This window comes from Mycolicibacterium diernhoferi, assembly GCF_019456655.1.
GTDB lineage: Bacteria > Actinomycetota > Actinomycetes > Mycobacteriales > Mycobacteriaceae > Mycobacterium > Mycobacterium diernhoferi.
The window spans coordinates 2,032,098-2,055,403 of record NZ_CP080332.1 but is presented as its reverse complement, the minus strand read 5'-3'; the positions used below and the strand labels follow the sequence as shown (position 1 = coordinate 2,055,403).

Here is a 23,306-nt window from a genome sequence, read left to right as displayed (position 1 = left end):
GAACGCCAATGGTGTCGGGTCGTAGACTAGGTCCGATTCAACGGGGACGGGGTAATCGACCCAACGGAGGTATCGCTTTGCCCGAGACCAGGCACGGCCGCACAGTCGCCGACCTGCCACTGGCCCCGCTCAATCCACTGCCCTACCGGCAAAGACGTGATGCATTGCGCAACTTCCACACCGGGACCGACATCCTGCGCGATGCGGGCGGGCCGGTCACCCGGTTCACCCTCGGCCCGCGCTGGCTGATGCCGCCCATCGTGTTGGCCACCTCACCTCAGGGAATCCGCGATATCAACAGCGTCCGCGACGGTTCCATCGACAAGACCAGCGCCGTCGCCGCGCAGCTGCGCAGCCTCATCGGCGGGAACCTTTTCGTCTTGCCACACGAGGAATGGCTACCTCGGCGACGCACTCTACAACCGGTTTTCACCAAGCAGCGCGTCGACTCGTTCGCCGGGCACATGGCCGAGGCCGCAGAGAAGATCGTCGGTTCCTGGCTCGACGGTGACGATCCGGGCGGCCGCACAATCGATCTGGCCGAGCAGTGCGGGCTGCTGTCCATGCGGGTGCTGGGCCGCTCGGTGCTCGGGCTGAATCTCGATGAGCGGGCCGAGGCCGTCGCCGAACCGCTGCGGGTGGCCACCAGTTACGCCGTGAGCCGCGCGCTGCGGCCGCTGCGCGCACCGTCGTGGCTGCCGACCCCGGCCCGCAAGCGGGCCCACGCGGCCACCGCGACCATCCGCGGACTGGCCGACGAGATCATCGCGGCGTGCCGGGCCGACCCGGACCTGGATGCCCCGCTGGTGCATGCCCTCATCGCCGCCAGAGATCCGGAGACCGGCCGGCCACTGTCGGATGCCGAGATCCGCGACGAGATGATCATCTTCCTGTTCGCCGGCCAGGACACCACGGCCACCACCCTGACCTATGCACTGTGGTCATTGGGCCGGCATCCGCACATCCAGGACCGGGTGGCCGCCGAGGTCGCGGCGATCGGTGAGCGCCGGTTGTCCACCGCCGACGTCGACCGGCTCGGCTACACCGTGCAGGTCGTCAAGGAGGCGTTGCGGCTGTGCCCGCCGGGGCCGACCGGCACCCGGATGGCGACCGAGGATGTGGAGGTTGCCGGTTACCGGGTGCAGGCCGGAACGATGCTGGTGTTCGGCCGGATGTCGGTGCAGCGGGATCCGTCGCTGTGGGAGAACCCCCTGGAGTTCGATCCCGATCGGTTCAGTGCCGAGCGGTCGAAAGACCGTGACCGCTGGCAGTATCTGCCCTTCGGCGGCGGACCCAGGTCGTGCATCGGCGATCACTTCGCGATGCTGGAGGCCACGCTCGCGGTGGCCACCGTCGTCGGGCGGGCACGAATCACCGCGCTGGAGGCCGATTTTCCGCTCGCGGTGCCCTTCACCATGGTGCCCGACGGCGTCATCGGGGCCCAGGTGACTGCGCGTTGACCCCTGGTGGGGCGTACCCCACGAACACCCGCACCAGGGATCAACGCTCGCCATGTGGTCAGTTGTCGACGGCAGCTTCCGAGATCTGGCCTTCCGAGATCTGGCCTTCCGAGATCTGGCCGTTGCGGATCAGCGCCGTCACCGCCGCATCCCAGCGTTGTAACTGAGATTGCGACCCGAACGGTTCGGGTAGATGACGTTCGATGTGCGGGCGCAGGATCATCGCGCCGACCCGCAGGATCAGCGGGTTCAACGAGCCCCACACCGGGTCGAGGTCGGACCGGATCAGCCCGGCCTCGGCGAACTTCTCCCCCTGCGCCGCGCTGATCTGTAGGAGACCGTCGAAGATGACGGAGCCGATCTTGTCGCCTTCGATGAGGGCGTGGGCGATGTAGTTGGTGAGGTCGGGATGCTCGTCGAGCAACTGCGCGAACCGGGTGCCCATGTCCTGCGGATAAGCGGTCGCCGGCTCCGGAATCGGTGTCGCCTCGATGATCTCGCCGAACACCTGCAGCACGTAGTCGTCGACGGCGGCGACCAGCCCGGCCTTGTTGCCGAAGTAGTGCTGCACCAGGCCGATCGACACCCCGGCTTCCTCGGCGACCGCGCGCAGCGAGGTCGCGGCCACACCACGGTCGGCGAGGGTCCGCACGGCCGCGTCACGGATCCGGTCGACACTCGTCGGCTCGGGCGGTACGCGTGGTCTGAGGAAGACCGTCATGGGCCATGACAATACAGCCAACTTGCAATCCAATGCGCCCCTACCGTGCAGCGGTATGCCAAGCTGGGCAGACGGTACACCCGCACCGTCGGGCCTGCGCGAGACGGACCACCATGCCCGGCGAGTCGCCAGATGAACTGGACAGCAACGGAATCACATGCCCAAGGTCAGCTACCCCGCCCCCGCCGGTGTCCTGCGCGGGTACCTCGCCGTGCCCCCGACCGACGGTCCGTGGCCTGCGGTGATCGTGGTGCAGGATGTCCGCGGGATGACCGCTGACCTGCGCCGCATCAGCGACCGCCTGGCCGCCGCCGGCTATCTCACCCTCGCCCCCGCGCTGTACAGCCGCGGACTCAGGATCAAGTGCATGGTCTCCACCATCCGCACGCATTTCGCCGGCACCGGCGACAGCTTCGACGACATCGTCGCGGCCCGGGACCATCTGCTGGCCGACCCGCGCTGCACCGGCAAGGTCGGCCTGGTCGGATTCTGCATGGGTGCGGGTTTCGTCCTACAGCTTTCGCCCAGTGGATTGTTCGACGCGAGCGCACCGAACTACGGCCTGAACCCCAAGAACATCGATGCGCTGGCCGAATCCTGTCCGGTGGTCGCGAGTTACGGGGCCAAGGACCGGATCACGCGCACCGGGTCGGCCGCCGAGCTGGAGGCCGTGCTGGCCAAGGGCGGGGTCGCCCGCGACATCAAGGAGTACGAGAACGTCGGTCACGCCTTCATGAACGACTTCGGCATACCGGCACCGTTCACCGTCATCGAGCGACTCGCGGCGATGAGCTACTCCGAACCCGAAGCCGAGGACGCGTGGCGACGGATCCTCTCCTTCTTCGAGGAACATCTGAGCTGAAGGCGCTACGCTGGCCAGCTATGGCTGAGGTGATGGATTGGGACGCTGCGTACTCCGACCACGTTTTCGCGGGGCCGCCGCCGTGGAACATCGGCGAGGCACAGCCCGAGATCGTGGCGCTGGTCGACGCCGGCAAGATCACCGGCCCCGTGCTGGACGCCGGCTGCGGCGTCGGCGACGTCTCGCTGGCGCTCGCCGAGCACGGCTATGACGTGGTGGGTGCCGACATCTCGACCGTCGCCATCGAGGCGGCCACCCGGGCCGCGGCGGCACGCAACCTGACCAATGTGCGCTTCGTCCAAGGGGATCTGCGCACGCTCACCGTCGACGGCGAGCCGTTCAACACCATCGTCGACTGCACGCTGTTCCATTCGCTGCCGGTCGAGGCGCGCGAGGATTACCTGCGCGGGGTGCACCAGGTGTCCGCGCCCGGCGCGGTGCTGCACATGCTGGTGTTCACCACCGATGCGCTCCCCCCGGACTCCCCTTTCCCGGTACCCAATCTGGTCACCGAGGCCGAACTGCGCGAGGTGGTCTCGCGGGTCTGGACCATCGAGAACGTCGCGCCGGCCTTCGTGGCGGTGAAGCTGCCCGATGTCCCGAACCTGCCGGAGCACAGTTTCGACAGCGACGACAAGGGCCGGGTCAAGCTGCCCGCGCTGCTGCTCTCGGCACGCAAGACCGGCTAGCTGTACTGACCACGGACGTTAGGTACGGCGTGGCGTGGTGACATGGAGAAGACCTCCGAGTGAAGTGCGAGCTGTCTAGGAACGCACCCACTCTCTCGGAGGTCTTCGTGTCCCACCGTAATGCCCCATTGTCAGAAACCGGTCGTCTGCGGCTGGCTCGTTGTGTTGTCGAGGACGGCTGGTCGCTGCGCCGGGCCGCCGAGCGGTTTCAGGTCGCGGTCACCACTGCCCAGCGTTGGGCCAGCAGGTATCGCGAACTGGGACCGGCCGGCATGGCCGATCGCAGCTCACGACCGCACCACAGCCCCAATCAGACACCCACCCGCACCGAGCGGCGAATCATCAAGGTCCGAGTCATCCGTCGTTGGGGCCCAGCCCAGATCGGCTATCTGTTAGGCATCCATCCTTCGACTGTGCACCGGGTGCTGACCCGCTACGGGATCGCGCGCCTGCGCTGGCTGGACCGCCCCACCGGCAGGGTCATCCGACGGATCAACACCACAGCCGTCGGTGAACTGGTCCATGTCGATGTCAAGAAGGTCGGTAAGGTCCCCGCCGGCGGTGGATGGCGGATGCAAGGGCGCAGCGTGGGCAATCGCAACGCACAGGCAAGCAGAGGGGCCGGCCAACACCGCAATCGCCGGTTGGTGCGCGGCTACCACTTTCTGCACACCGCGATAGATGCACACTCACGACTGGTTTATAGCGAGCTGCTCACCGATGAACGCAAAGAGACCGCCGCCGCGTTTTGGCTACGCGCTAACGCCTGGTTCAACGAGTGCGGGATCACTGTTCGTAAAGTGTTGACCGACAACGGTTCCTGCTACCGATCACACGCTTTCCGGGACGCACTCGGCGACGTCGAACATCGCCGCACCCGCCCCTACCGGCCGCAAACCAACGGCAAGGTCGAACGCTTCCACCGCACCCTGGCCGACGAATGGGCCTACGCCCGGCTCTACACCAGCGACGCTGAACGCTGCGCCGAGTATCCACGCTGGCTACACACCTACAATTACCACCGCGGCCACACCGCACTCGGCGGCGAACCACCTGCCACCCGCGTACCTAACCTCTCAGGTCAGTACAGCTAGCCGGTCTGCCAGTCGATCGTGCCGGCCGCCAGGATCTTCGCCATGGCGGCGGCATCGACCGGCGGGGACAGCAGAAAACCCTGGGCCTGAAAGCAACCCAGCTGCACCAGGGTCTGCGCTGCCGCCTCGGTCTCCAGGCCGACGGCGACCAGACCGAGCCCGAACGCCTCGCCCAGCGAAACGATGGCCCGGATGATCGCCAGATCGTCGGAGCCCTCCTGCAGTTCCTGCACGAAAGTCCGGTCGATCTTCAGGGTGTCGATCGGCAGCGCCTTGAGGCGGCTGAGATCGCTGTAGGCGGCCCCGAATTCATCGAGGGCCACGCTGACACCGAGGGCCCGCAACTCGGTGAGGGTGTCGCCGTTGACGTCGGCATCGTCGGTGACGAAGCTCTCCGAGATCTCCAGGCTCAACGACGACGGTTCCAGGTCGAACTCCTCGAGCACCCGGGCGACGTGGTCGGCGAACCCGTAGGCCACCCGCTGCACCGGTGACACGTTGACCCGCAGTTTGACGTCGCGGGCCAGACCCATCGAGCGCCACTGCCGCAGCTGCGCGCAGGAGTCGTGCAACACCTTGCGGCCCAGCACCGCAGCCAGATTGGAGGATTCGGCCACCGGCATGAAGGCACTGGGCAGCAGGATGCCCCGGGTGGGGTGGTTCCACCGCACCAGCGCCTCCACCGCGACCACCGCGCCGGTGCGCAGGTCCACCTCGGGCTGGTAGTGCACCACGAACGCGTCGGTCTCGATGCCGTCGCGCAGATGCAACTCGACATCGTTGAGCAGCAGGTACTTGCGCGCGATCGCATCGGTGAAGACCGCGACGTCGTTGCCGCCCGACCCCTTGGCGGCCACCAGCGCCAGATCGGCGTACCGCAGCACGTCGGACGCCGAGTCCTTACCGGGAAGCCCCACCGCCACACCGATACTGGCCGTGCGCCGGACGAACTCGCGGCCCACCGTGAACGGCTCCTTGAGCAGCAGCCGGACCCGGTCGGCCAGCTCTTCGGCCTGCCCGAGTTCCAGCGGCCCGTGCGGCACGATCACGAACTCGTCGCCGCCCTGGCGCGCGAGGAACGCGGTGTCGCCCACCGATTCGCGCAGTCGTCCGGCGAACTGGGCGATCAACTCGTCACCCGCGGTGTGGCCGAACAGATCGTTGACCGACTTCAGCCGGTCCAGATCGGTGAACAGTACGGCCACCGGGCCGTGCTGCCCGGACTCCAGCCGACGGTCCAGATGCTGGGAGAGCACCCGGTTGTTGCACAGCCCGGTGAGGTCGTCGTGTTCGGCCAGGTACTGCAGCCGGTCGATCGCCACCAGTCGCGCCTGTAGTTGGGCGAACATGGTCGCGATCGTCTTCAGCGCGTTGAGCTCTTCTTCCAGCCACTCCCGGTCGCCGTATTTGACGAACCCCAGCGTCCCGGTGGTGACGTCGTGTGACAGTAGCGGCACGCAGGCCAGCGAGATCTGCGGCACCTCGGTGCCCTGCTGAATAGTTTGCTGATATTCGTCGGTTTTCGGTTCGGGCCGGATCACCAGCGGCTCTTTGAGCCATTCGGCCATTGCGAACACCGGGTCCGCGTCGGCGAAGTAAACGACTCCGATGGGGTCCGGATCCGGGACGAAGGTCCGAATCGGCCACTGCGCCACCAGACGCGTGGCGTGAATCTCATGGTCATTGTGGCGCAGAAATGCGACGTCCAGACCGAGGTATGCGGCCAAATCGGTCAACACCAACTCGCTGACCTCGACCGCGTTCTCACTGTTCGCGGTGATCAGCCGTTTGGCGGTCAAATCCACCAAGCCATTGAGGCTGCCGGTCAAGTTATGTCACCGCCTACGCATCCCCGCCGACACGGCACACACGGCAGGAGGCAAACACCAGCAATACTTTAGCGGTCCACCCGAGAAATGTGTGTTGCGCCATTACGTCGAATTGTTCGCAGGCAATTCGCGTGAAATATGGCATAACCCGCCAGTTGTGGACTCCGCCCGCAATTTGCGCTCCCACTCAGCGGTCGCTCATTCCGAAATAAAGGGCGCGCCGACGAGAAAACCCGCCCCGGCCGAAGCCGGAGCGGGTTGTCGAAACGTGGAGCTAAGGGGATTCGAACCCCTGACCCCCACACTGCCAGTGTGGTGCGCTACCAACTGCGCCATAGCCCCGTTTGTGGTGCTGTTGAAAGGTACACCACTGCACCGTGCAGGTTCAAAACGGCTGGTCAGGGCACCTCTCCACCGGCCTCTGGGCCCAATGAGCGGGCCGGGGTGTGGCCGGCGGGCGGTTCCCGGTGGGTCTCCGGGGCGAACATCCAGCCCACCGCGGCCAGCAGCAGGATCAATCCACTGATGACAAACGCCCAGGAAAACGACAGATACTGCGCGATCAGACCGACCAGGAGGGACCCACCGATCGAGCCGACGTCGGCCATCATCTGGAAGGTGGCCACCGCGGGACCGCCGCGGGCCTTGCTGCCCACCACATCGGCGACCGCGGCCTGTTGCGGTGCGACGAAGATGCCGGTGGCCGCGCCGGCCACATAACCGGCGACGAGAAACACCGTCAGCGACTCGCTGAAGCCCACCAGACCGGTCGACACCGCGGCCAGCAGCAGCCCGAAGATCATCAGCCTGCGGCGGCCGAACCGGTCGGACAGATAACCGCTGGGGACCACCACCGAGATATTGCCCACCGCGAACGCGGTGAGCGCCAGCCCGGCCACGCCCGGACTGCGGCCCAACACCTCCACCACGAACAGCGGGACCAGGGCGATCCGCAGCCCGAACGACGCCCACCCGGTGGCGAAGTTGGACAGCAGCGCCGCCTTGAAAGCCCCGTGCCGGAACACCGTCGCGAACGGCACCGGCGGATCCACGTTCTCCTCGGCGGCGGCCAGATGCGAGTGGCGCAGGCTGACGAAGACGACGGCCGCGGCGACCAGCAGAGCGGCACCGTAGATCAGGAACGGCGCCGACAGACCGAATCCGGCGGTCAGGCTGCCCAGGACCGGCCCGCCCACCGAACCGATCATGAAGCCCGAGGAGAACAGACCCGCCACCCGTCCCCGCGCGTCGGCCGGCGAGATCCGGATCATCAGTCCCAGTGAGGACACCGTGAACATGGCCGAACCGATTCCGCCCAGCGACCGGAACAGCAGGAGCTGCCAATAGGTTTCGGCGAGCGCACAGGCCGCCGTCGAGACGGCCACGATCAGCAGGCCGCTGATGTAGACGCGGCGCTCCCCCAGCCGCTGGACCAGGAACCCCGCCGGCGGCGCCCCGATCAGCCGCATCACCGCGAAGGCGGTGATGACGAATGTGGCCGCGGAGATGCTCACACCGAAGTGGCGGGCGTACTGCGGCAGGACCGGGGCCACCACGCCGTACCCCAGCGCCACCACCACGTTCGCCGCGACCAGAACCCATACCTCGCGCGGGAGCTTCCGCTTGGCCGGGGCCGTACAGTCGCCTTCTGCACCGGCGGGGCTCATGCGCGATCCCGCTTCGCTTCTCGCTCGATTTCCCGATGCGCGATCCCGCTTCGCTTCTCGCTGGTCACCCGATGACTGTAGTCACCAGATCCTTGGCGGCTTGCTGGACCTCGGCCAGATGCGCGGGCCCCCGATAGGACTCGGCGTAGATCTTGTAGACATCCTCGGTACCCGACGGGCGGGCGGCGAACCACGCGCTCTCGGTGGTCACCTTCAGCCCGCCCAGCGCGGCGCCGTTACCGGGTGCGGTGGTGAGCTTCGCGGTGATCGGCTCGCCGGCCAGTTCGGTGGCGCTCACCTGCTCGGCGGACAGCTTGGCCAGCCGGGCCTTCTGGTCGCGGTCGGCGGGAGCGTCGATGCGCGCGTAGGTGGGCGCCCCGTACTGCTCGGCGAGTTCGGTGTAGCGCTGCGACGGGGTGGAGCCGGTGACAGCCAGGATCTCCGAGGCCAGCAGCGCCAGGATGATGCCGTCCTTGTCGGTGGTCCAGGTCGTCCCGTCGGTGCGCAGGAACGACGCCCCGGCGCTCTCCTCCCCACCGAAACCGATTGTCCCGGTCACCAATCCGTCCACGAACCACTTGAAGCCGACGGGCACCTCGACCAGTTCGCGTCCCAGCCCGGCCACCACCCGGTCGATCATGGAACTGCTGACCGCGGTCTTGCCGACGGCGATACCCGCCCCCCAGCCCGGCCGGTGGCTGTACAGGTAGTCGATGGCCACGGCCAGATAGTGGTTGGGGTTCATCAGCCCACCGTCCGGGGTGACGATGCCGTGCCGGTCGGAGTCGGCGTCATTGCCGGTGGCGATCTGGAAGCGGTCCCGGTTGGCGATCAGCGAGGCCATCGCGTTCGGTGAGCTGCAGTCCATCCGGATCTTGCCGTCGGTGTCCAGCGTCATGAACCGCCAGGTGGCGTCGACGAGCGGGTTCACCACCGTCAGGTCCAGGTTGTGGGTTTCGGCGATCGCGCCCCAGTAGTCGACGCTGGCCCCGCCCAGCGGGTCGGCGCCGATGCGCACCCCCTGGGCGCGGATCGCGTGCAGGTTCACCACGTTGGGCAGATCGGCCACGTAGGCGTTGAGATAGTCGTGGCGCTGCGCGACCTGCACCGCCCGGGACAACGGGACCCGTTTCACCGCCCGGATGCCTTCACGCAGAATCTCGTTGGCGCGCTTGGCGATCACACCGGTGGCGTCCGAGTCGGCGGGCCCGCCGTTGGGCGGGTTGTACTTGAAGCCGCCGTCGCGCGGCGGGTTGTGCGACGGGGTGACCACGATGCCGTCGGCCAGGTCGGTGTCGCGGCCCCGGTTGAAGGTCAGGATGGCGTGGCTGACCGCCGGGGTCGGGGTGTACCGGTCGGCGGCGTCGATCATGGCGACCACGTCGTTGGCCGCCAGCACCTCCAGCGCCGACACCCAGGCCGGTTCGCTCAGCGCGTGGGTGTCGCGGCCCAGGAACAGCGGACCGGTGGTGCCCTGGGCCGCCCGGTACTCCACGATGGCCTGGGTGGTGGCCAGGATGTGCGCCTCGTTGAACGCGCCGTCCAGTGCCGAGCCGCGATGGCCGGAGGTGCCGAACACCACCTGCTGGGCGACGTCGTCGGGATCGGGTTGCACCGTGTAATACGCGGTGACCAGATGCGCAAGGTCGATGAGATCTTCGGGCTGTGCCGGCTGCCCGGCTCGCGGATTGGCCACCATGGGTCCATCCTGCCTACCCGCGGCGCCGGTGTCTTGTCCTGACCCCAAGCCGACCACAAGTTCGTCGCAAGTGGGCCAGGACAAGGTGGCCGGCATGACCGACACACCACGATCAGCCCAGCCCGCCGTCTCCGCGCGTCGTCCCGGGGACCCGGACCCCGACCTCAGCGGTATCACCCTGACCCACCGCGCCATGGTCACCGATACCGCCCGGCTCGCGGACCTGACCACCGCGGTCGCCCAGCGCCGGCTGCCCTGTGCGCCCCGGCGTGCCCGCGCCATCGCCCGCTACGTCGCGCTGATGTGCGAGTCGATCCATCACCACCACACCATGGAGGACGACGTGCTGTGGCCGGTGATCCAGGCCGCGGCGGGCGACTTCATCGACCTGAGCGAACTGACCGAGGATCACGCCGCCCTGGACCCGCGGCTGGACCGGCTGCGGGCGGCCGCCGCGGCGTTCGGGCGCAGCGGCGACCCCGAGATGGCCCGGCCACTGGCCGCCGGCCTGGCCGATCTGCACCGGCTGCTGGCCGCGCACATCGCCGACGAGGAGCGCGAGCTGTTCCCGGTGATCCGGCGGTACGTGTCCAGCACGGACTGGCAGGCGGTGGAGAAGGCCGCACAGCGCACCGGGCGGCTGTCGTTCGAGGGGCCGCGGATCCTCGCGGTGGCCACCGACGCCGAACGCGCCACGCTGATCGGCGGTCTCAGTCCGGTACTGGTGGGCCTGCTGCGGGTGTTGGCCCGGCGGCACAACAAGTTCGAAGCCGCGGTGTTCGGCTGACCCTGGCGCGGCGAAACTCGCGTACCCGTCGCTCCCCTGGCAGAAATCACGACGGGTACGCGAGTTTCGCCGTCAGATCAGGGTCTGCGCCGCGCGGCTCAGCCGCTCGGTCAGCTCGGCGGCCGCCCGCCGGTACCGGGCGGCGGCCTCGGTGTCGCCGGTGGCCTCGGCCACGGCCGCCAGGGCGGCGTCCACCGGACCGGTGAGCAGCGTGCCGTTGTCCAGCCCGGCCATCCGCCCGGAGTACGGCAGCAGCTCCGCGGCGGTGGCGGTGGCGGTGGCCAGGTCGCCGAGTGCGACGGCGGCGTGTGCCCGCAGGGTCGCCGTCGCCACGAAGTAGTAGGACCGTTCGACGGGTATCCGCTGCGCCCAGATCTGTTGGGCCTGCGCGGGCCTGCCCGCCTGGTACAGCGCCAGCGCGGCACCCTCGGCGATGGTCCGCGACACCTGATGGTGCACGGCGACGAGTTCGTCGGCCATCGGGGCGAGGCTGCCGCGGACCAGGTTCGCGCTGATGCGGCCGATCAGGCCGACCAACGCTCCGTTGGCGACGCCGTACTCGGCCAGTTTGGCGGCCACCTCGAGGTAGCGCCGCTCCCCCTCGTCGGTGCGACCGGCCAGCACGGTCAGCTGTGCGGCGAACCCGTCGAGCACACCGAGCAGGAAACCGATCTGGCCGGTGCCCGCACGCGCCACGGCGGCATCGACGTGCCGGACCGCTCCGGCCAGATCCGAACGCCCGGCGGCGTCGAGGAACGCGAACCAGTGCGCGACCGCCTGATAGTCGATGGCGTCATAGGCTTCGGCCACCGAGAGCAGCTCGGCCACAATGGCTTCCCGTTGCTCGGCGTGATCCGGACCCAGACAGGCGAAGGCCCGGACATTGAGCGCGGCGCACAGCAGGCGTTGATGCGCGACCGGGTCCTGCGCGTGCAGCGTCCTGGACAGCTCGAGCGCTTCGACGCTGGCTGCCAGCGCCGTGCCGTGTTCGGCGCCTTCGGTTTCGGTGAACAGGGTCATCAGCAACCGGGCCCGGGTGTGCGGGGTCTGGTCACGCCCGAGGGCGCGCCGCAGCGGGTCGACGATGACGGGGTCGATGTGGTCACCGGCGCGGACCCGCCAGACCAGCGGGCTGTCCGAGGCGGTCAGCGCCCGCACCGCGAGTTCGTCGTGCTCCCCGACCGCGATCAGGGTGTCGTGCAACTCTTCCCGCGACGCCAGCGCGTCACCGGCCCGCGCCAGCGCGGCGATCAGGCCGCAGCGGGCCGGCACGGTCGCGGCGTGCTCGGCCCCGGCGAGCCCGAACATCCGCACCGCGGCCCGGTACTGCCGCGCCGCCTCCACCGGGGCGCCGACCGCATCGGCGTCGCGCGCCGCGGCCATCGCGAACCCGGCTGCCTCGGTCGCGGTGTCGGCGGTGGCGGCCGCGACGGCGTGATACGCCAGCGACGCGGAATCGGCGCCGCGACCGGGCCGGCGCAGCAGGTCCAGCGCGGCGGCGTGCAGCCGGGAACGCCGCAGCACCGAGGTGTCGCCGTAGAGGGTGTCGCGGATCAGGTTGTGCGCAAACCGGATCCGACCGGGTACCGGCTCGTCGAGCAGACCGGCCAGCACCGCCGGTTCCAGCGCGTCGAGCAACTCCTCGTCATCGGTGCGGCCCAGCTCACCGAGCAGGGTGATGTCGACCTCACGGCCCAGCACCGCGGCCTGGCGCAGTGCGGTCGCAGTCTGCGGTGGGAGCCGGGCCAGTCTGCGGCGCAACACGTCCCCCACCCCGGCCGGCACACCGCCGTGCGCGGCGTCGATGCCCTCGGCCACCATCAGCCGGGCCAGCTCCCGCACGAAAAGCGGGTTGCCGCCGGTGCGTTCGCGGAACAGCCGCAGGGTCTCCCGCGTCACCGCGGGCAGTCCGCAATCGGTGGCCAGCGCGGTGAGCGCGGCGTCGTCGAGGCCGGTCAGCAGCAGGTGGGCGGCGGTGTGGTTGGCCAGGGCGGCGCGCGCCTGACCGAGTTCGGCACCGGACTCCGAGGGCCGGTAGGTGCCGATGACGAGCATCCGGCCGTCACCGAGCCGGTCGGCGGTGAGCCGCAACAACTCCAGGGTCAGGCCGTCGGTGCGGTGCAGGTCGTCGAGCAGGATGAGCAGCGGCGCCTCGGCGGCGGCCTGCCCGAGCACCTCGGCCAGGGCGTGCGCGATCCAGAACACCGTGCCGTCGGCGGTCTGTGGGCCCGATGACCGGCCGTCGTGCAGCAGCGGGGCCAGCGCCTCGGCGTGGGGCGTCCGGCCGATCCGGCCGGTGAACGGCGCCAGTACTTCGGTCCAGGCCCAGCCCGGTGGGGCGCCGTCGACCTCGGGGCTGCGCCCGGCGGCCACCGTCCACCCGGAGTCGCGCAGCCGGGCGGCCGCCGTCTCGACGACCGTGGTCTTGCCGGCCCCGGCCTCGCCGCCGATCCACACCACCCGCAGTCCGCCGCGCAGCGCGGACCCGGCGGCCGCCTCGATGGCCGCGAGTTCGTCGGCCCGGCCGCGGGTGGCGTTGTCCGGGGCCGGATGCGGAGCTTCCAGCGGCGCCGCGGTCGGTGTGGGGGCCGCCGCGATCGGATCGAGGTGATCGGCTTGCCGCAGGATGTCGCGTTCCAGGTTCCGCAGCGCCCGGCCCGGCTCCAGACCGAGTTCGTCGACGAGGTAGTCGCTGGTGCGCCGCAACACCTCCAGTGCGGCGGCCTGATGACCCAGCCGGTACCGCGCGACGGCCAGCAGGCAGGCCGCGGTTTCCCGGTCCGGGTGATCGCGCACCGGCGCCTCCAGCACCCGGGCCACCACGGCGTGCCGGCCCAGCGCGGACTGCGCGGCGGCGTGCGCCTCGAGGACCGAGAGCTGCAGCTCTGTCAGCCGGGCCACCTCGGGCGCCGCCCACAGCGCATCGCGGACCTCGACGTAGGGATCGCCGGACCAGTCGGCGACCACCTCTTCCAGCATGGCCGCCCGGGCGTGGGTATCGGTGCGCTGTTCGGCCGCGGCGATCCGGGCCTCCAGCGACCAGATGTCGACGGCGTCCTCGGGCAGCCGCAGGCAGTAGCCGGGGGCGGCGCTGACGATCACGGTGGCCGCGGCGCGGCGCGCACGCCCGGGTTCGAGCACCCGGCGCAGGTGCGAGATGTAGGCCTGCAGCGCGGCCAACGCCTTGGGCGGCGGCTCCCCCGCCCACAGATCCTCGATGAGCCGGTCCACCGACACCACGTCGCCGTGGGCGAGCACCAGCCGCACGAGCACCGAGCGCTGCTTGGGCCCGGCCAGATCGACCGGCTGCCCGTTGACCCACGCCCGGACCGGGCCCAGCACGGAGATCCGCACCGCGGGCTGATCGTGCGCCATCATTGTGAGCCGACCTTACTTGTCGGCCCGTCGGCGTACATACTTTGCGGTGTGGCGCTCACGGACCGGCGGGAACTGGCGGCGGTGTTCGCCGGGGGCGCGCTGGGCACGCTGGCCCGCGCCGCGCTGAGCCATCTGCTCGCGGTGCCGCCCGGGCACTGGCCGTGGGCGACCTTCATCGTCAACATCGCCGGCGCCGCGCTGCTGGGTTACTTCACCACCCGGCTGCTGGAACGGCTGCCCGTGTCCGCGTATCGCCGGCCGCTGCTGGGCACCGGGCTGTGCGGCGGGCTCACCACCTTCTCCACCATGCAGGTCGAGACCATCGGGATGCTGGAGCACGGCCACTATCTGCTGGCCGCCGGCTACACCGTGGCGAGCGTCGGGTTGGGGCTGCTGACCATGCAGCTGAGCACCGCCCTGGTCCGACGGGCCGCACTGCGGTGACGGCGCTGCTGTGGGGTGCGGTGCTGGTCCTCGGCGGTCTGGGGGCGGTGTGCCGGTACCTCGTCGACCGCGCCGTATCGCGGCGCCTCGCGACCGGGTTCCCGCTCGGCACGCTCGCGGTCAACGTCAGCGGCGCCTGGTTGCTCGGGTTCCTGGGCGCGCTGGCGCTCGGGCCGCAGGCCGCGCTGCTGGCCGGGACCGCGTTCGTCGGCTCGTACACCACGTTCTCGACCTGGATGCTGGAGACGCACCGGCTGGCCGAGGAGCGCCGCCGCCGGCCCGCCACGGTGAATATCGTCGCCAGTGTGGCGCTGGGACTGTTGGCGGCCTGGCTGGGCCAGCTGATGGGGGGGCTCCTGTGATCGGAGTGGCACTGTGAGCACCGACCTGCTGAAGCTGACCGCCTATTTCGGGGAGCGCTCGCGCGGCGGGCGCGGGTTCCTCGCCGACGAACTGCTGGACCGGCTCGGCCGGGCCGAGGTGGCCGACAGCGTCGTGCTGCGCGGCATCGGCGGATTCGGGCCCAGCCATCAACTGCGGACCGACCGCACGCTGTCCACCTCGGAGGATCTGCCGGTGGCGTTGGCCGCGGTGGACCGCGCCGAACGCATCCAGGCGCTGGCCGAGCCGGTGGCCGCGGCGCTGTCCCGCGGTGTGGTGACCCTCGAGCGAGCCTCGACCACCGTCCCCGTCGGCACCGGCTCGGCCAAGCTGACCGTGTACGTCGGGCGCCAGACCCGGATCGCCGGCCGACCCGCCTACCGGGAGATCTGCGCACTGCTGTATCTACTCGGGTTCGCAGGCGCCACAACGTTTCTCGGTGTGGACGGGACCGAGCACGGCATCCGGCGGCGGGCCCGGTTCTTCAGCACCAACACCGAGGTGCCGGTGATGATCCTCGCCGTCGGGGACACCGCGCAGGTGACGGCGGCCCTGCCCCGACTGCGCGAACTGCTGCCGACGGCCGTGACGACCGTGGAACGCCTCCAGGTGTGCAAACGCGACGGCCGGGTGATCGGCCGGCCCGCCGCGCTGCCGGCGACCGATGCCCGCGGGGTACCGCTGTGGCAGAAACTCACCATCCACACCTTGGAAGCCCAGCGGGCCGACGGCGCCCCCATCCACCGCCGGGTGGTGGATGCGTTGCGCGCCGGGCGGGCGTCCGCCGGGGCCACCGTGCTGCGCGGGATCTGGGGATTCCACGGCGCTCACGAGCCGCACGGCGACAAGCTGTTTCAACTCGGCCGTGAGGTTCCGGTCACAACCGTGGTGCTCGACAGCGCGGACCGGATCGCGGCGCATTTCGACCTGATCGACGAACTGACCGGGGCGCATGGCCTGGTCACCAGTGAACTCGTGCCCGCGATGGTCACCATCGACGGGGGTGTGCGAAACGGTGGCCTCACCCTGGCCGACCCGACGCGCTGACGACCACCTTCGGTAAGGCTACCCTGAGTAAAATCTCCGGTGTAGGGTCGCCGACCATGGAACTGTCACAGCCCGAAGCGGTCAATCCGGAGCTCCTGGCCATCCTGCGCGACGAGCTGAACATCGATGTGAGCCGGGTGACCCGCGACTCCCGATTGGTCGACGATGTCGGCATGGACTCGGTCGCCTTCGCTGTCGGCATGGTGGCCATCGAGGACCGTCTCGGTGCGACGCTGTCGGAGGAAGACCTGCTCAGCTGCGAGACCGTCGGCGAGCTGGAAGCCATCGTGCTGGCCAAACTGCCTGTGGATCAGGCCAACTCGTGACTGCAGCACCATCCCGGTCGGCCTCGCTCGACGAATTCAACGAATTGCTGGACCGGGTCTTCGACGACCGGGTCAAGGAATGGACCGCCGAAGCCGAACGGACCGAGAAGTTCCCCCGCGAACTGCTCGAATACCTGGCCAAGGAGGGCGTTTTCACCGCCAAATGGGGTCAGGACACCCAGCCCGATGTGGCCAAGGTGATCGCCCTGGCCGAGCGGCTGGGCCGGCTGGGTTCCGGCGGTATCGCCGTCGGGGTGAGCCTGCACGACTCGGCCATCGCGCTGCTGCGCCGCTTCGCCCGCACCGACCACCTGCGCGACATCGCCGAGCGGGCCATCCACGGGGACGCGGTGCTGTGTGTCGGGGCCTCCGAGGAGTCCGGCGGATCCGACCTGCAGATCGTCGAGACCAAAGTTCGTTCGGTGCGTGACGGTTTCGAGGTCAAGGGCGTCAAGAAGTTCGTCTCGCTATCCCCCATCGCCGATTACGTGCTGGCGGTGGCCCGCAACGTCGACAACGATCCGGACAGCAAGCACGGCAACGTCGTCGTCATCGCGGTCCCGTTGGACGATCCGGGTGTGCAGGTACAGAAGCCCTACACCAAGGTCGGCAACGGGCCGCTGGACACCGCGGCCGTGCACATCGACACCTGGGTGCCCGCCGATGCGTTGGTGGCCCGCGCCGGGATCGGGCTGGCCGCCATCTCCTGGGGGCTGGCCCATGAGCGCATGTCGGTGGCCGGGCAGATCTCCGGCAGCTGCCAGCGGATCCTCGGAATCACGTTGGCCCGCATGATGAACCGCCGCCAGTTCGGGCACACCCTCTATGAGCACCAGGCACTGCGGATGCGGATGGCCGATCTGCAGGCCCGGGCCGACATGCTGCGCCACGCGCTTACCGGGATCGGGGTGGGCGGCAAGCTGGACCTGCGCACCGCGGCCGCGATGAAGGTGTGCGCGGCCCGCCTCGGCGAGGAGGTCGTCTCCGAGTGCATGCACATCTTCGGCGGCACAGGCTATCTGGTGGACGAGACCCCGCTGGGACAGTGGTGGCGCGATATGAAGCTGGCGCGTGTCGGCGGCGGCACCGATGAGGTGCTGTGGGAGCTGGTGGCCGCCGCGATGAAGCCCGATTACGACGGCTATGAGGAGATGATGGGCCTCAACGGCTGATCATCACACCGGCGCGCGGGTGGCTACCTGTGCGCCGGGATGTCCTCGGGTGTGCGCGGGAAGACGTACAGCGCCATCTTGCGGTTCGACATCTGGTGCTCGCCGAGGAACGTGCAGCCCACATACTCGACGAGCCGCCGTGCCCCGGTGTTGCGGTGGTCCGGGTCGAACATGATGCGCCGGCACTCGGGTTCGAGGTCGAACAGATCCCTCATCAGCTTGGGCAGCATCCGCGGCGCGATGCCCCGGTTGACCAGTTTGGTGTCCGCGATCGCGGCGTGGATGCCGAGATCGTGCGGGTGCGCGTCATAGCGGGTGGCGATGGAATCCTTTGCCGCCCGGTACAGCTCGATGTAGCCGATGTCCTCGCCCTTGCGGCTGGTCAGGTACGGGCGTGAGAACGTCCCGGCCAGTTGAGCTTTGAGATACAGCCGCCAACGCTCCGGGGGCCACGCGGATTCCCAGGACTCCACCAGGTGCGGCATGTTCATCCACTCCGAGATCAGCTCCGCGTGCACGTCCGGGTCGACCAGCCGGGCGCCGTACGGCTCTTCGATCACCGGAATCTGCGGCGGACCGACCCGACAGACCTCATCGGGAACATTCGTCAGCTCGCGCGGAAGAATCGGCAGCTCGTCGTCGGTCTCGGCGTCAATCTCGATCATTTGCCCCCGACCCTACCTAACCGTCCGATGCGGGAGTCCGCTACGCATGTGGGACTGCGTCACAGGTGCGATGGTAGGGACATGACCCGGGACCGGATCGAGGAATTGCGCAGGTGGGAGGACTCCGGAGCGCACTGGCAGGTGGTGGCCCGCACCCCCGGCCGGCTGACCATCGCGTTGCTGCGCTGCGACGGCGGTGAGGAGGTCGAGCGGTTCGTCTCGTCGGATCCGGCGCTGCTGGCGTTCGTGGGGTGCCGGGAGCGCTCCGACGAGTGAGCGCCGGGGATGGATGAGGCCACCTAGAGTGGCGTCTGTGCTGCAGCCCCCGTTCGATGACACCGAACCGGCCGATTCCGCCGAGGAACTGGAGAACGCCGAGGCGCACGAGGCCGAGCTGCCCTCCGCCGACCCGGCGCTGGCCTTGCAGAAGATGGAGAACCGGCTGGTCCGGCTGAACCTGGCCAACCCGGGAGTGCTCAGCGCCGAACAGCTGCGCAAGCTGCGGTACCTGATCAACTTCGCCAAGCTGTCCGACTTCGAGCCGGGCGCGGCCGGGCCGGGCGGCACCCGCGGCCGCGGCGACGTATCCGTGGGCGCCGAGCAGGCCGCCTGGCAGCTGCGGGTCGCCGACGCCCTGCACGGGCCGTTGCGCGAGGAGAAGCACGGGGTGACCGCACTGCGGGCGGCGTCCGCGGTGCTCGGCACCCTGGCCGACGATCAGGACGTGCAGCGGCGCGCGCTCGCCGAGCGGCACGCCAGTCGTTTCTCGCCGGCCGAACTGGACGCCGAGGTCGGGCACAAGAAGCTGGTCACCGTGCTCGGCGGTGGCGGCGGGGCGGGCTTCGTCTACATCGGCGGCATGCAGCGGCTGCTGGAGGCCGGGCAGGTGCCCGATTACCTGGTCGGCTCGTCGATCGGGTCGGTCATGGGGTCGGTGATGGCCCGTTCGCTGCCGGTGCCGATCGAGGAGTATGTGGCCTGGGCCAAGACGGTGTCCTACCGGTCCATCCTGGGGCCCGAACAGCTACGCCGCAGGCACGGCCTGACCGGGGTGTTCTCCCTGCGGTTCGACCTGTTCGCCGAGGCGCTGTTCACCCGCCCGGACGGGGAGCAGATGCGGATGACCGATCTGGCCATCCCGTTCGACGCGGTGGTCGCCGGGGTGCGCCGGCAGTCCTTCGCCGCGCTGCCCGCCAAGTTCCGGCACCAGGAACTCGCGGTACTCAAGCTGCGCACCCTGCCGTTCCTGCCCATCGGGGTCGGGCCCGAGGTCGCGGCCCGGCTGTGGCAGGCCGCCGCGTTCATCGACTCCCGGGTGGTCAAGGCCATCGTCGTCGGTGGGGACGACCTGACCCGCAACGTCAATGTCGTTGACGCCGCGTCGTTCTCCTCGGCGATCCCCGGCGTGCTGCATCACGAGACCCGCGACCCGCAGATGCTGCCGATCCTGGACGAGGTGATGGCGGCCAACGACGTGGCGGCCATCGTGGACGGCGGCACCGCCAGCAATGTGCCGGTCGAACTCGCCTGGAAACGCATCCGCGACGGCCGGCTGGGCACCCGCAACGCCTGCTATCTGGCGTTCGACTGTTTCCACCCGCAGTGGGATCCCCGCCATCTGTGGCTGGCGCCCATCGCGCAGGCCATCCAGCTGCAGATGGTGCGCAACCTGCCCTACTCCGATCACATCGTCCGGTTCTCCCCCACCCTGTCTCCGGTGAACCTGGCCCCCTCGCGCGCCTCGATCGACCGGGCGTGCAGCTGGGGGCACAAACGGGTCGACAAGGCCATCCCGATCACATCGGCTCTGCTGCAACCGATCTGGTGGGACGAGGCGGCAACCGCGGACCCACCGCGGCGGGTGGCGGCGGCGTCGGTGGCCTCCCCGATGAGCGAGGTGCTCTCCGCGGTTGCGCCGCCGCGCAACAAGTTCGAGCGCTGGCGCAACCGCTACATCACCTAGAGGTCGCTGGCGTCGTCGGGCACGTCCACCGCGTGCTCGGCCAGTGCCTCCAGCGGGACCACCGCCAACGTGCGTTCGTGGGTGGACGCCAGCACCACCGGGGCCGCGTACCCGTCACGGTAGGCGCGCAGCCAGTTCACCGCCGTCACGCACCAGCGATCCCCCGGCGTCAGACCGGGAAAGCGGTACTGCGGCATCGGGGTGCTCAGATCGTTGCCGATGGAGCGCTGGTGCTCCAGGAATTCGGCGGTGACCACCGCGCAGATGGTGTGCAGGCCGGCGTCCTCGGGTCCCGTCGAGCAGCAGCCGTCACGGTAGAAGCCGGTCATCGGGTCGGTACCGCACGGCTCCAGTGGTCCGCCCAGCACATTGAGTTCGGTTTCCTCGGGCATGCGCCCATCATGCTCTACTCACCGGATTCGGCGACTCAGCCCCGATACAGTGGCGCCCATGGTGTTGATGCTCGTGGTGCGCATCATCGATGTGGTGGTCCGCGCGGTCCGGCTGATGGCCGGGGGTTCCCCCGCCGGTATCGCGCTGCTGGTGCTGGTGGTCGCGCTGTTCGCGGCCGGGACGTTCGCGGTGGTGCTGGGCGGGGCGTGGCTGCTGGCCACCATGCAGAACGATCACGGCTGGATGGATGCGGTGTTGCCGTGCGCGCTGGGCGGTAGCTGCCGGCCCTAGCTCAGTCGGCCGGGTCCACGACCCAGTCGCCGCGGTGCAGCACCCCGGCCACGGCCAGGTCCTCGTCCAGCACGACCAGGTCCGCGACCGCCCCGGCCGCCAGCCCCGCCGCCGGTAGCCCGAGCGCGCGGGCCGGGTTGAGCGAGGACTGGGCCACCGCGTGCAGGAGCGCATCGTCATCGTCACAGTCCCGCCCGCAGTGCTCCACGGCGAACCGGAACACCTGATCCATGGTCGCGGTGCTGCCGGCGATGGTGTCGGTGCCCGCGACCCGGGCCACCCCGTCCACCACATCCACCCCGAGCGGCCCCAGCTCGTAGTGACCGTCGGTCATGCCGGTGGCCGCCATCGCATCGGTGATCAGCGAGACCCGCTGCACCCCAACGCTTCGGGTGACGTGACGGTAGATCGCCGGGTCGATGTGCACCCCGTCGGTGATCAGTTCGACGGTGACCCGGGGGTCCTCCATGAGGGCGATGACGGGCCCGGGCTCCCGCTGGCCGATCGGCCGCATGGCATTGAACAGGTGGGTGCCGACGGTGGCCCCGGCGTCGATGGCGAGGCGGGTCTGCGCATAACCCGCCTCGGTGTGCCCGAGCGCGGCCACCACCCCGGCGGCGGTGAATCGGTCGATGGCCGCGAGCGCGCCGTCACGTTCGGGGGCCAGCGTCACCATCCGCACGGCGCCGTCGCCGGCGGCCAGCACCCGGTCGATCTCGGCCGGGTCCGGATCGCGCATCAGGGCGGGTTCATGCGCGCCGCAGCGGCGCACCGACAGCCACGGCCCCTCCAGATGGATACCGGCCAACAGCCCGGCTCGGACGTCGACGGCCAAACCGCGAACCTGGGACAGCAATTCATCGGGGCCCGCGGTCACCAGGGAGGCGATCAGCGTGGTGGTGCCGTGCCTGCGGTGCAGCGCCACGGCCGCGGCGGTCTCCTCGGGGGAGGCGGCCGAGAAGTTGGCGCCGCCCCCGCCGTGCACATGGGTGTCGACGAAGCCGGGCACCACGGTCACCGCGCCGAGCGCCAGATCCGTCCGGGCGGCGGGCACCCCGTCACCGACCGCCCGGATGGTCGAACCGTCGACGTCAATCCAGCCGGGGCGCAACAGTTCCGTGCCGGTCAGCAGGGTGTCGGCGGTCAGCAGCATTCTAGAGGCCTTGCCATTCGGGCTTGGCCCGATAGGTCTCCCGGTAGTAGTCGACGAGCTGCAGCCGGCCGGCCGCGGCCTCGTCGAGCAGCACCGTCACATGCGGATGATGCTGCAGCACAGTGCCCGGCCACATGGCGCTCACCGCGCCCTCCACCACATGGTGCACCGCCTCGGCCTTGCGCCGGCCGGTGGCCACCAGGATCACGTGCCGGGCGTCCAGGATGGTGCCCAGCCCCTGGGTCAGACAGCGGGTGGGCACCGCGTCGATGTCGCCGCCGAAGAACCGCGCGTTGTCGGACCGGGTCTGGGCGGTCAGGGTTTTGATGCGGGTGCGCGATGCCAGCGAGGACCCGGGCTCGTTGAACCCGATGTGCCCGTCGGTGCCGATGCCGAGGATCTGCAGGTCGATGCCGCCGGCCGCGCGGATGGCGTCCTCGTAGGCCGCGCAGGCCGCCGGGATGTCCGCGGCGAGCCCGTCCGGGCCGGCCACCGCGCCGTCGGCGAAGTCGACCCGGGAGACGAATACCTCGTCGATCACGTTGCGGTAGCGCTCGGAATGGCCGGCGGGCAGCCCGACATACTCGTCGAGGGTGAAGCCGCGCACCGCGGCGAACGAGATCTGCCCGGCCGCATGCCGGTTCGCCAGTTCGTCGTAGATCACCAGCGGGGACGACCCGGTGGCCAGTCCCAGCACCGCGTCGGGTTTGCGGTGCAGCAGCGCGCCGACCGCGTCGGCGGCGAGCACCCCGATCTCGGCCGGACCCGCGGTGATGATGACTTCCATCAGCGGTTGGCCACGAACAATTCGGCCCCCGCGGCGATGGGGGCATCCGGTGCGGCGGTCACCGCGATGTTGGCGGCCTCGCGTTCGTCCATCACCACCACCGGCACGATCGGGTTGAGCCCCATGGCGACGATCGCCGGGACGTCATAGGTGATCACCGGCTGCCCGGCGCTGACCGGGTCGCCCTGCTGCAGATGCGTGGTGAAGCCCTGCCCTTTCAACGCGACGGTGTCCAGCCCGAGGTGCACCAGCACCCCCACCTTCGCCTCGGTCAGCACGACGTAGGCGTGCGGCATCAGTTTGAGCAGGGTGCCGCCGACGGGTGCGACGGCGGTGAGCACCTCGCGCGGCGGGTCGATCGCGGCGCCGTGCCCGACCATGCCCTGGGCGAAGACCGGGTCGGGCACGTCGCCGAGGACGACCATCCGTCCGGGCACCGGAGCGAGAACCTTCGTCGGCATGGTGTCCACAGTACGAGCGTTGCCGAACACGGTCTCG

General features: G+C 69.6%; 23 protein-coding genes and 1 tRNA gene. 13 read left to right on the top strand and 11 right to left on the bottom strand.

Features of this window, described 5'->3' with window-relative positions:
- The first annotated feature begins 77 nt into the window (after nucleotides 1-77).
- Entirely contained in the window at nucleotides 78-1,460 is a 1,383-nt protein-coding gene (locus tag K0O62_RS09640; RefSeq protein ID WP_276036003.1) for a cytochrome P450, read from the top strand.
- Nucleotides 1,461-1,518: 58 nt separating this feature from the next.
- Here the strand turns inward: K0O62_RS09640 and K0O62_RS09635 are convergent, their stop codons facing one another.
- On the bottom strand, nucleotides 1,519-2,181 hold the full coding sequence (locus K0O62_RS09635) for a TetR/AcrR family transcriptional regulator (RefSeq protein WP_073855796.1): 663 nt from the start codon (nucleotides 2,179-2,181) through the stop codon (nucleotides 1,519-1,521).
- Nucleotides 2,182-2,338: 157 nt separating this feature from the next.
- Between K0O62_RS09635 and K0O62_RS09630 the strand changes: the two genes are divergently transcribed.
- From K0O62_RS09630 to K0O62_RS09620, 3 genes are all read left to right on the top strand, one after another.
- The gene (locus tag K0O62_RS09630) at nucleotides 2,339-3,043 is read left to right on the top strand and encodes a dienelactone hydrolase family protein (RefSeq protein ID WP_073855795.1); all 705 of its coding nucleotides are present in this window, start codon (nucleotides 2,339-2,341) and stop codon (nucleotides 3,041-3,043) included.
- Nucleotides 3,044-3,063: 20 nt separating this feature from the next.
- Nucleotides 3,064-3,732, top strand: coding sequence for an SAM-dependent methyltransferase (locus tag K0O62_RS09625; protein ID WP_073855794.1), 669 nt, complete (start codon nucleotides 3,064-3,066; stop codon nucleotides 3,730-3,732).
- Between the two features lie 107 nt (nucleotides 3,733-3,839).
- Nucleotides 3,840-4,826, top strand: coding sequence for an IS481 family transposase (locus tag K0O62_RS09620; protein WP_220045508.1), 987 nt, complete (start codon nucleotides 3,840-3,842; stop codon nucleotides 4,824-4,826).
- Here K0O62_RS09620 and K0O62_RS09615 read toward each other — a convergent pair.
- The 4 genes from K0O62_RS09615 to pgm form a co-directional block, all read right to left on the bottom strand.
- Nucleotides 4,823-6,631 carry a putative bifunctional diguanylate cyclase/phosphodiesterase gene (locus K0O62_RS09615; protein WP_272939078.1) on the bottom strand — a complete coding sequence of 603 codons (1,809 nt, stop codon included), beginning with the start codon at nucleotides 6,629-6,631 and terminating at the stop codon, nucleotides 4,823-4,825. The two genes, K0O62_RS09620 and K0O62_RS09615, sit on opposite strands and share 4 nt — an antisense overlap.
- A 293-nt stretch (nucleotides 6,632-6,924) precedes the next feature.
- Nucleotides 6,925-6,997: transfer RNA gene (locus K0O62_RS09610), tRNA-Ala, on the bottom strand.
- 56 nt (nucleotides 6,998-7,053) lie between these two features.
- A complete protein-coding gene (locus tag K0O62_RS09605; protein WP_073858619.1) occupies nucleotides 7,054-8,322 on the bottom strand; it encodes an MFS transporter in 1,269 nt (422 codons plus the stop codon).
- A gap of 64 nt (nucleotides 8,323-8,386) precedes the next feature.
- Nucleotides 8,387-10,021 carry a phosphoglucomutase (alpha-D-glucose-1,6-bisphosphate-dependent) gene (gene pgm / locus K0O62_RS09600; protein ID WP_073858618.1) on the bottom strand — a complete coding sequence of 545 codons (1,635 nt, stop codon included), beginning with the start codon at nucleotides 10,019-10,021 and terminating at the stop codon, nucleotides 8,387-8,389.
- Nucleotides 10,022-10,115: 94 nt separating this feature from the next.
- Between pgm and K0O62_RS09595 the strand changes: the two genes are divergently transcribed.
- Nucleotides 10,116-10,808, top strand: coding sequence for a hemerythrin domain-containing protein (locus tag K0O62_RS09595; protein WP_073858631.1), 693 nt, complete (start codon nucleotides 10,116-10,118; stop codon nucleotides 10,806-10,808).
- 72 nt (nucleotides 10,809-10,880) lie between these two features.
- On the opposite strand, the gene K0O62_RS09590 is transcribed toward K0O62_RS09595, so the two are convergent.
- Nucleotides 10,881-14,186: an ATP-binding protein gene (locus tag K0O62_RS09590; RefSeq protein ID WP_234800244.1), complete on the bottom strand. Its 3,306-nt coding sequence runs from the start codon at nucleotides 14,184-14,186 to the stop codon at nucleotides 10,881-10,883.
- 48 nt (nucleotides 14,187-14,234) lie between these two features.
- Between K0O62_RS09590 and crcB (K0O62_RS09585) the strand changes: the two genes are divergently transcribed.
- Genes crcB (K0O62_RS09585) through mbtN form a run of 5 tightly spaced genes read left to right on the top strand, consistent with a single transcriptional unit; the run spans nucleotide 14,235 to nucleotide 17,556 of the window.
- Nucleotides 14,235-14,630 (top strand): fluoride efflux transporter CrcB, encoded by a 396-nt coding sequence (crcB, locus tag K0O62_RS09585; RefSeq protein ID WP_073858617.1) that lies wholly within the window; start codon nucleotides 14,235-14,237, stop codon nucleotides 14,628-14,630.
- A complete protein-coding gene (crcB, locus tag K0O62_RS09580; protein ID WP_073858616.1) occupies nucleotides 14,627-14,992 on the top strand; it encodes a fluoride efflux transporter CrcB in 366 nt (121 codons plus the stop codon). Before crcB (K0O62_RS09585) ends, crcB (K0O62_RS09580) begins: the two co-directional genes overlap by 4 nt.
- A gap of 13 nt (nucleotides 14,993-15,005) precedes the next feature.
- Nucleotides 15,006-16,058 (top strand): putative PII-like signaling protein, encoded by a 1,053-nt coding sequence (locus K0O62_RS09575; RefSeq protein ID WP_073858615.1) that lies wholly within the window; start codon nucleotides 15,006-15,008, stop codon nucleotides 16,056-16,058.
- A gap of 32 nt (nucleotides 16,059-16,090) precedes the next feature.
- Entirely contained in the window at nucleotides 16,091-16,384 is a 294-nt protein-coding gene (locus tag K0O62_RS09570; protein WP_264002380.1) for an acyl carrier protein, read from the top strand.
- The gene (gene mbtN, locus K0O62_RS09565) at nucleotides 16,381-17,556 is read left to right on the top strand and encodes a mycobactin biosynthesis acyl-ACP dehydrogenase MbtN (protein ID WP_073858613.1); all 1,176 of its coding nucleotides are present in this window, start codon (nucleotides 16,381-16,383) and stop codon (nucleotides 17,554-17,556) included. The genes K0O62_RS09570 and mbtN overlap by 4 nt, the downstream gene beginning before the upstream one ends.
- Nucleotides 17,557-17,579: 23 nt before the next feature.
- Here mbtN and K0O62_RS09560 read toward each other — a convergent pair whose 3' ends face one another.
- Nucleotides 17,580-18,221, bottom strand: coding sequence for a GNAT family N-acetyltransferase (locus K0O62_RS09560; protein ID WP_073858612.1), 642 nt, complete (start codon nucleotides 18,219-18,221; stop codon nucleotides 17,580-17,582).
- A gap of 81 nt (nucleotides 18,222-18,302) precedes the next feature.
- Here K0O62_RS09560 and K0O62_RS09555 point away from each other — a divergent pair, with 81 nt between their 5' ends.
- Nucleotides 18,303-18,497, top strand: a complete 195-nt coding sequence (locus K0O62_RS09555) for a hypothetical protein (protein WP_073858611.1) — start codon at nucleotides 18,303-18,305, stop codon at nucleotides 18,495-18,497.
- Nucleotides 18,498-18,534: 37 nt separating this feature from the next.
- The gene (locus tag K0O62_RS09550; RefSeq protein WP_234800243.1) at nucleotides 18,535-20,184 is read left to right on the top strand and encodes a patatin-like phospholipase family protein; all 1,650 of its coding nucleotides are present in this window, start codon (nucleotides 18,535-18,537) and stop codon (nucleotides 20,182-20,184) included.
- On the opposite strand, the gene K0O62_RS09545 is transcribed toward K0O62_RS09550, so the two are convergent.
- Nucleotides 20,181-20,576 carry a DUF2237 family protein gene (locus K0O62_RS09545; protein WP_073858610.1) on the bottom strand — a complete coding sequence of 132 codons (396 nt, stop codon included), beginning with the start codon at nucleotides 20,574-20,576 and terminating at the stop codon, nucleotides 20,181-20,183. The two genes, K0O62_RS09550 and K0O62_RS09545, sit on opposite strands and share 4 nt — an antisense overlap.
- Before the next feature lie 58 nt (nucleotides 20,577-20,634).
- Between K0O62_RS09545 and K0O62_RS09540 the strand changes: the two genes are divergently transcribed.
- Nucleotides 20,635-20,868: a hypothetical protein gene (locus tag K0O62_RS09540; RefSeq protein WP_073858609.1), complete on the top strand. Its 234-nt coding sequence runs from the start codon at nucleotides 20,635-20,637 to the stop codon at nucleotides 20,866-20,868.
- 1 nt (nucleotide 20,869) lies between these two features.
- On the opposite strand, the gene nagA is transcribed toward K0O62_RS09540, so the two are convergent.
- The 3 genes from nagA to K0O62_RS09525 are packed head-to-tail and all read right to left on the bottom strand — an operon-like array spanning nucleotide 20,870 to nucleotide 23,269.
- Complete coding sequence (nagA, locus tag K0O62_RS09535; protein ID WP_073858608.1) at nucleotides 20,870-22,021, bottom strand: N-acetylglucosamine-6-phosphate deacetylase; 1,152 nt, start codon at nucleotides 22,019-22,021, stop codon at nucleotides 20,870-20,872.
- Between the two features lies 1 nt (nucleotide 22,022).
- The gene (gene nagB, locus K0O62_RS09530) at nucleotides 22,023-22,808 is read right to left on the bottom strand and encodes a glucosamine-6-phosphate deaminase (RefSeq protein WP_073858607.1); all 786 of its coding nucleotides are present in this window, start codon (nucleotides 22,806-22,808) and stop codon (nucleotides 22,023-22,025) included.
- A complete protein-coding gene (locus K0O62_RS09525; RefSeq protein ID WP_073858628.1) occupies nucleotides 22,808-23,269 on the bottom strand; it encodes a PTS sugar transporter subunit IIA in 462 nt (153 codons plus the stop codon). Before K0O62_RS09525 ends, nagB begins: the two co-directional genes overlap by 1 nt.
- Between the last annotated feature and the right edge of the window lie 37 nt (nucleotides 23,270-23,306).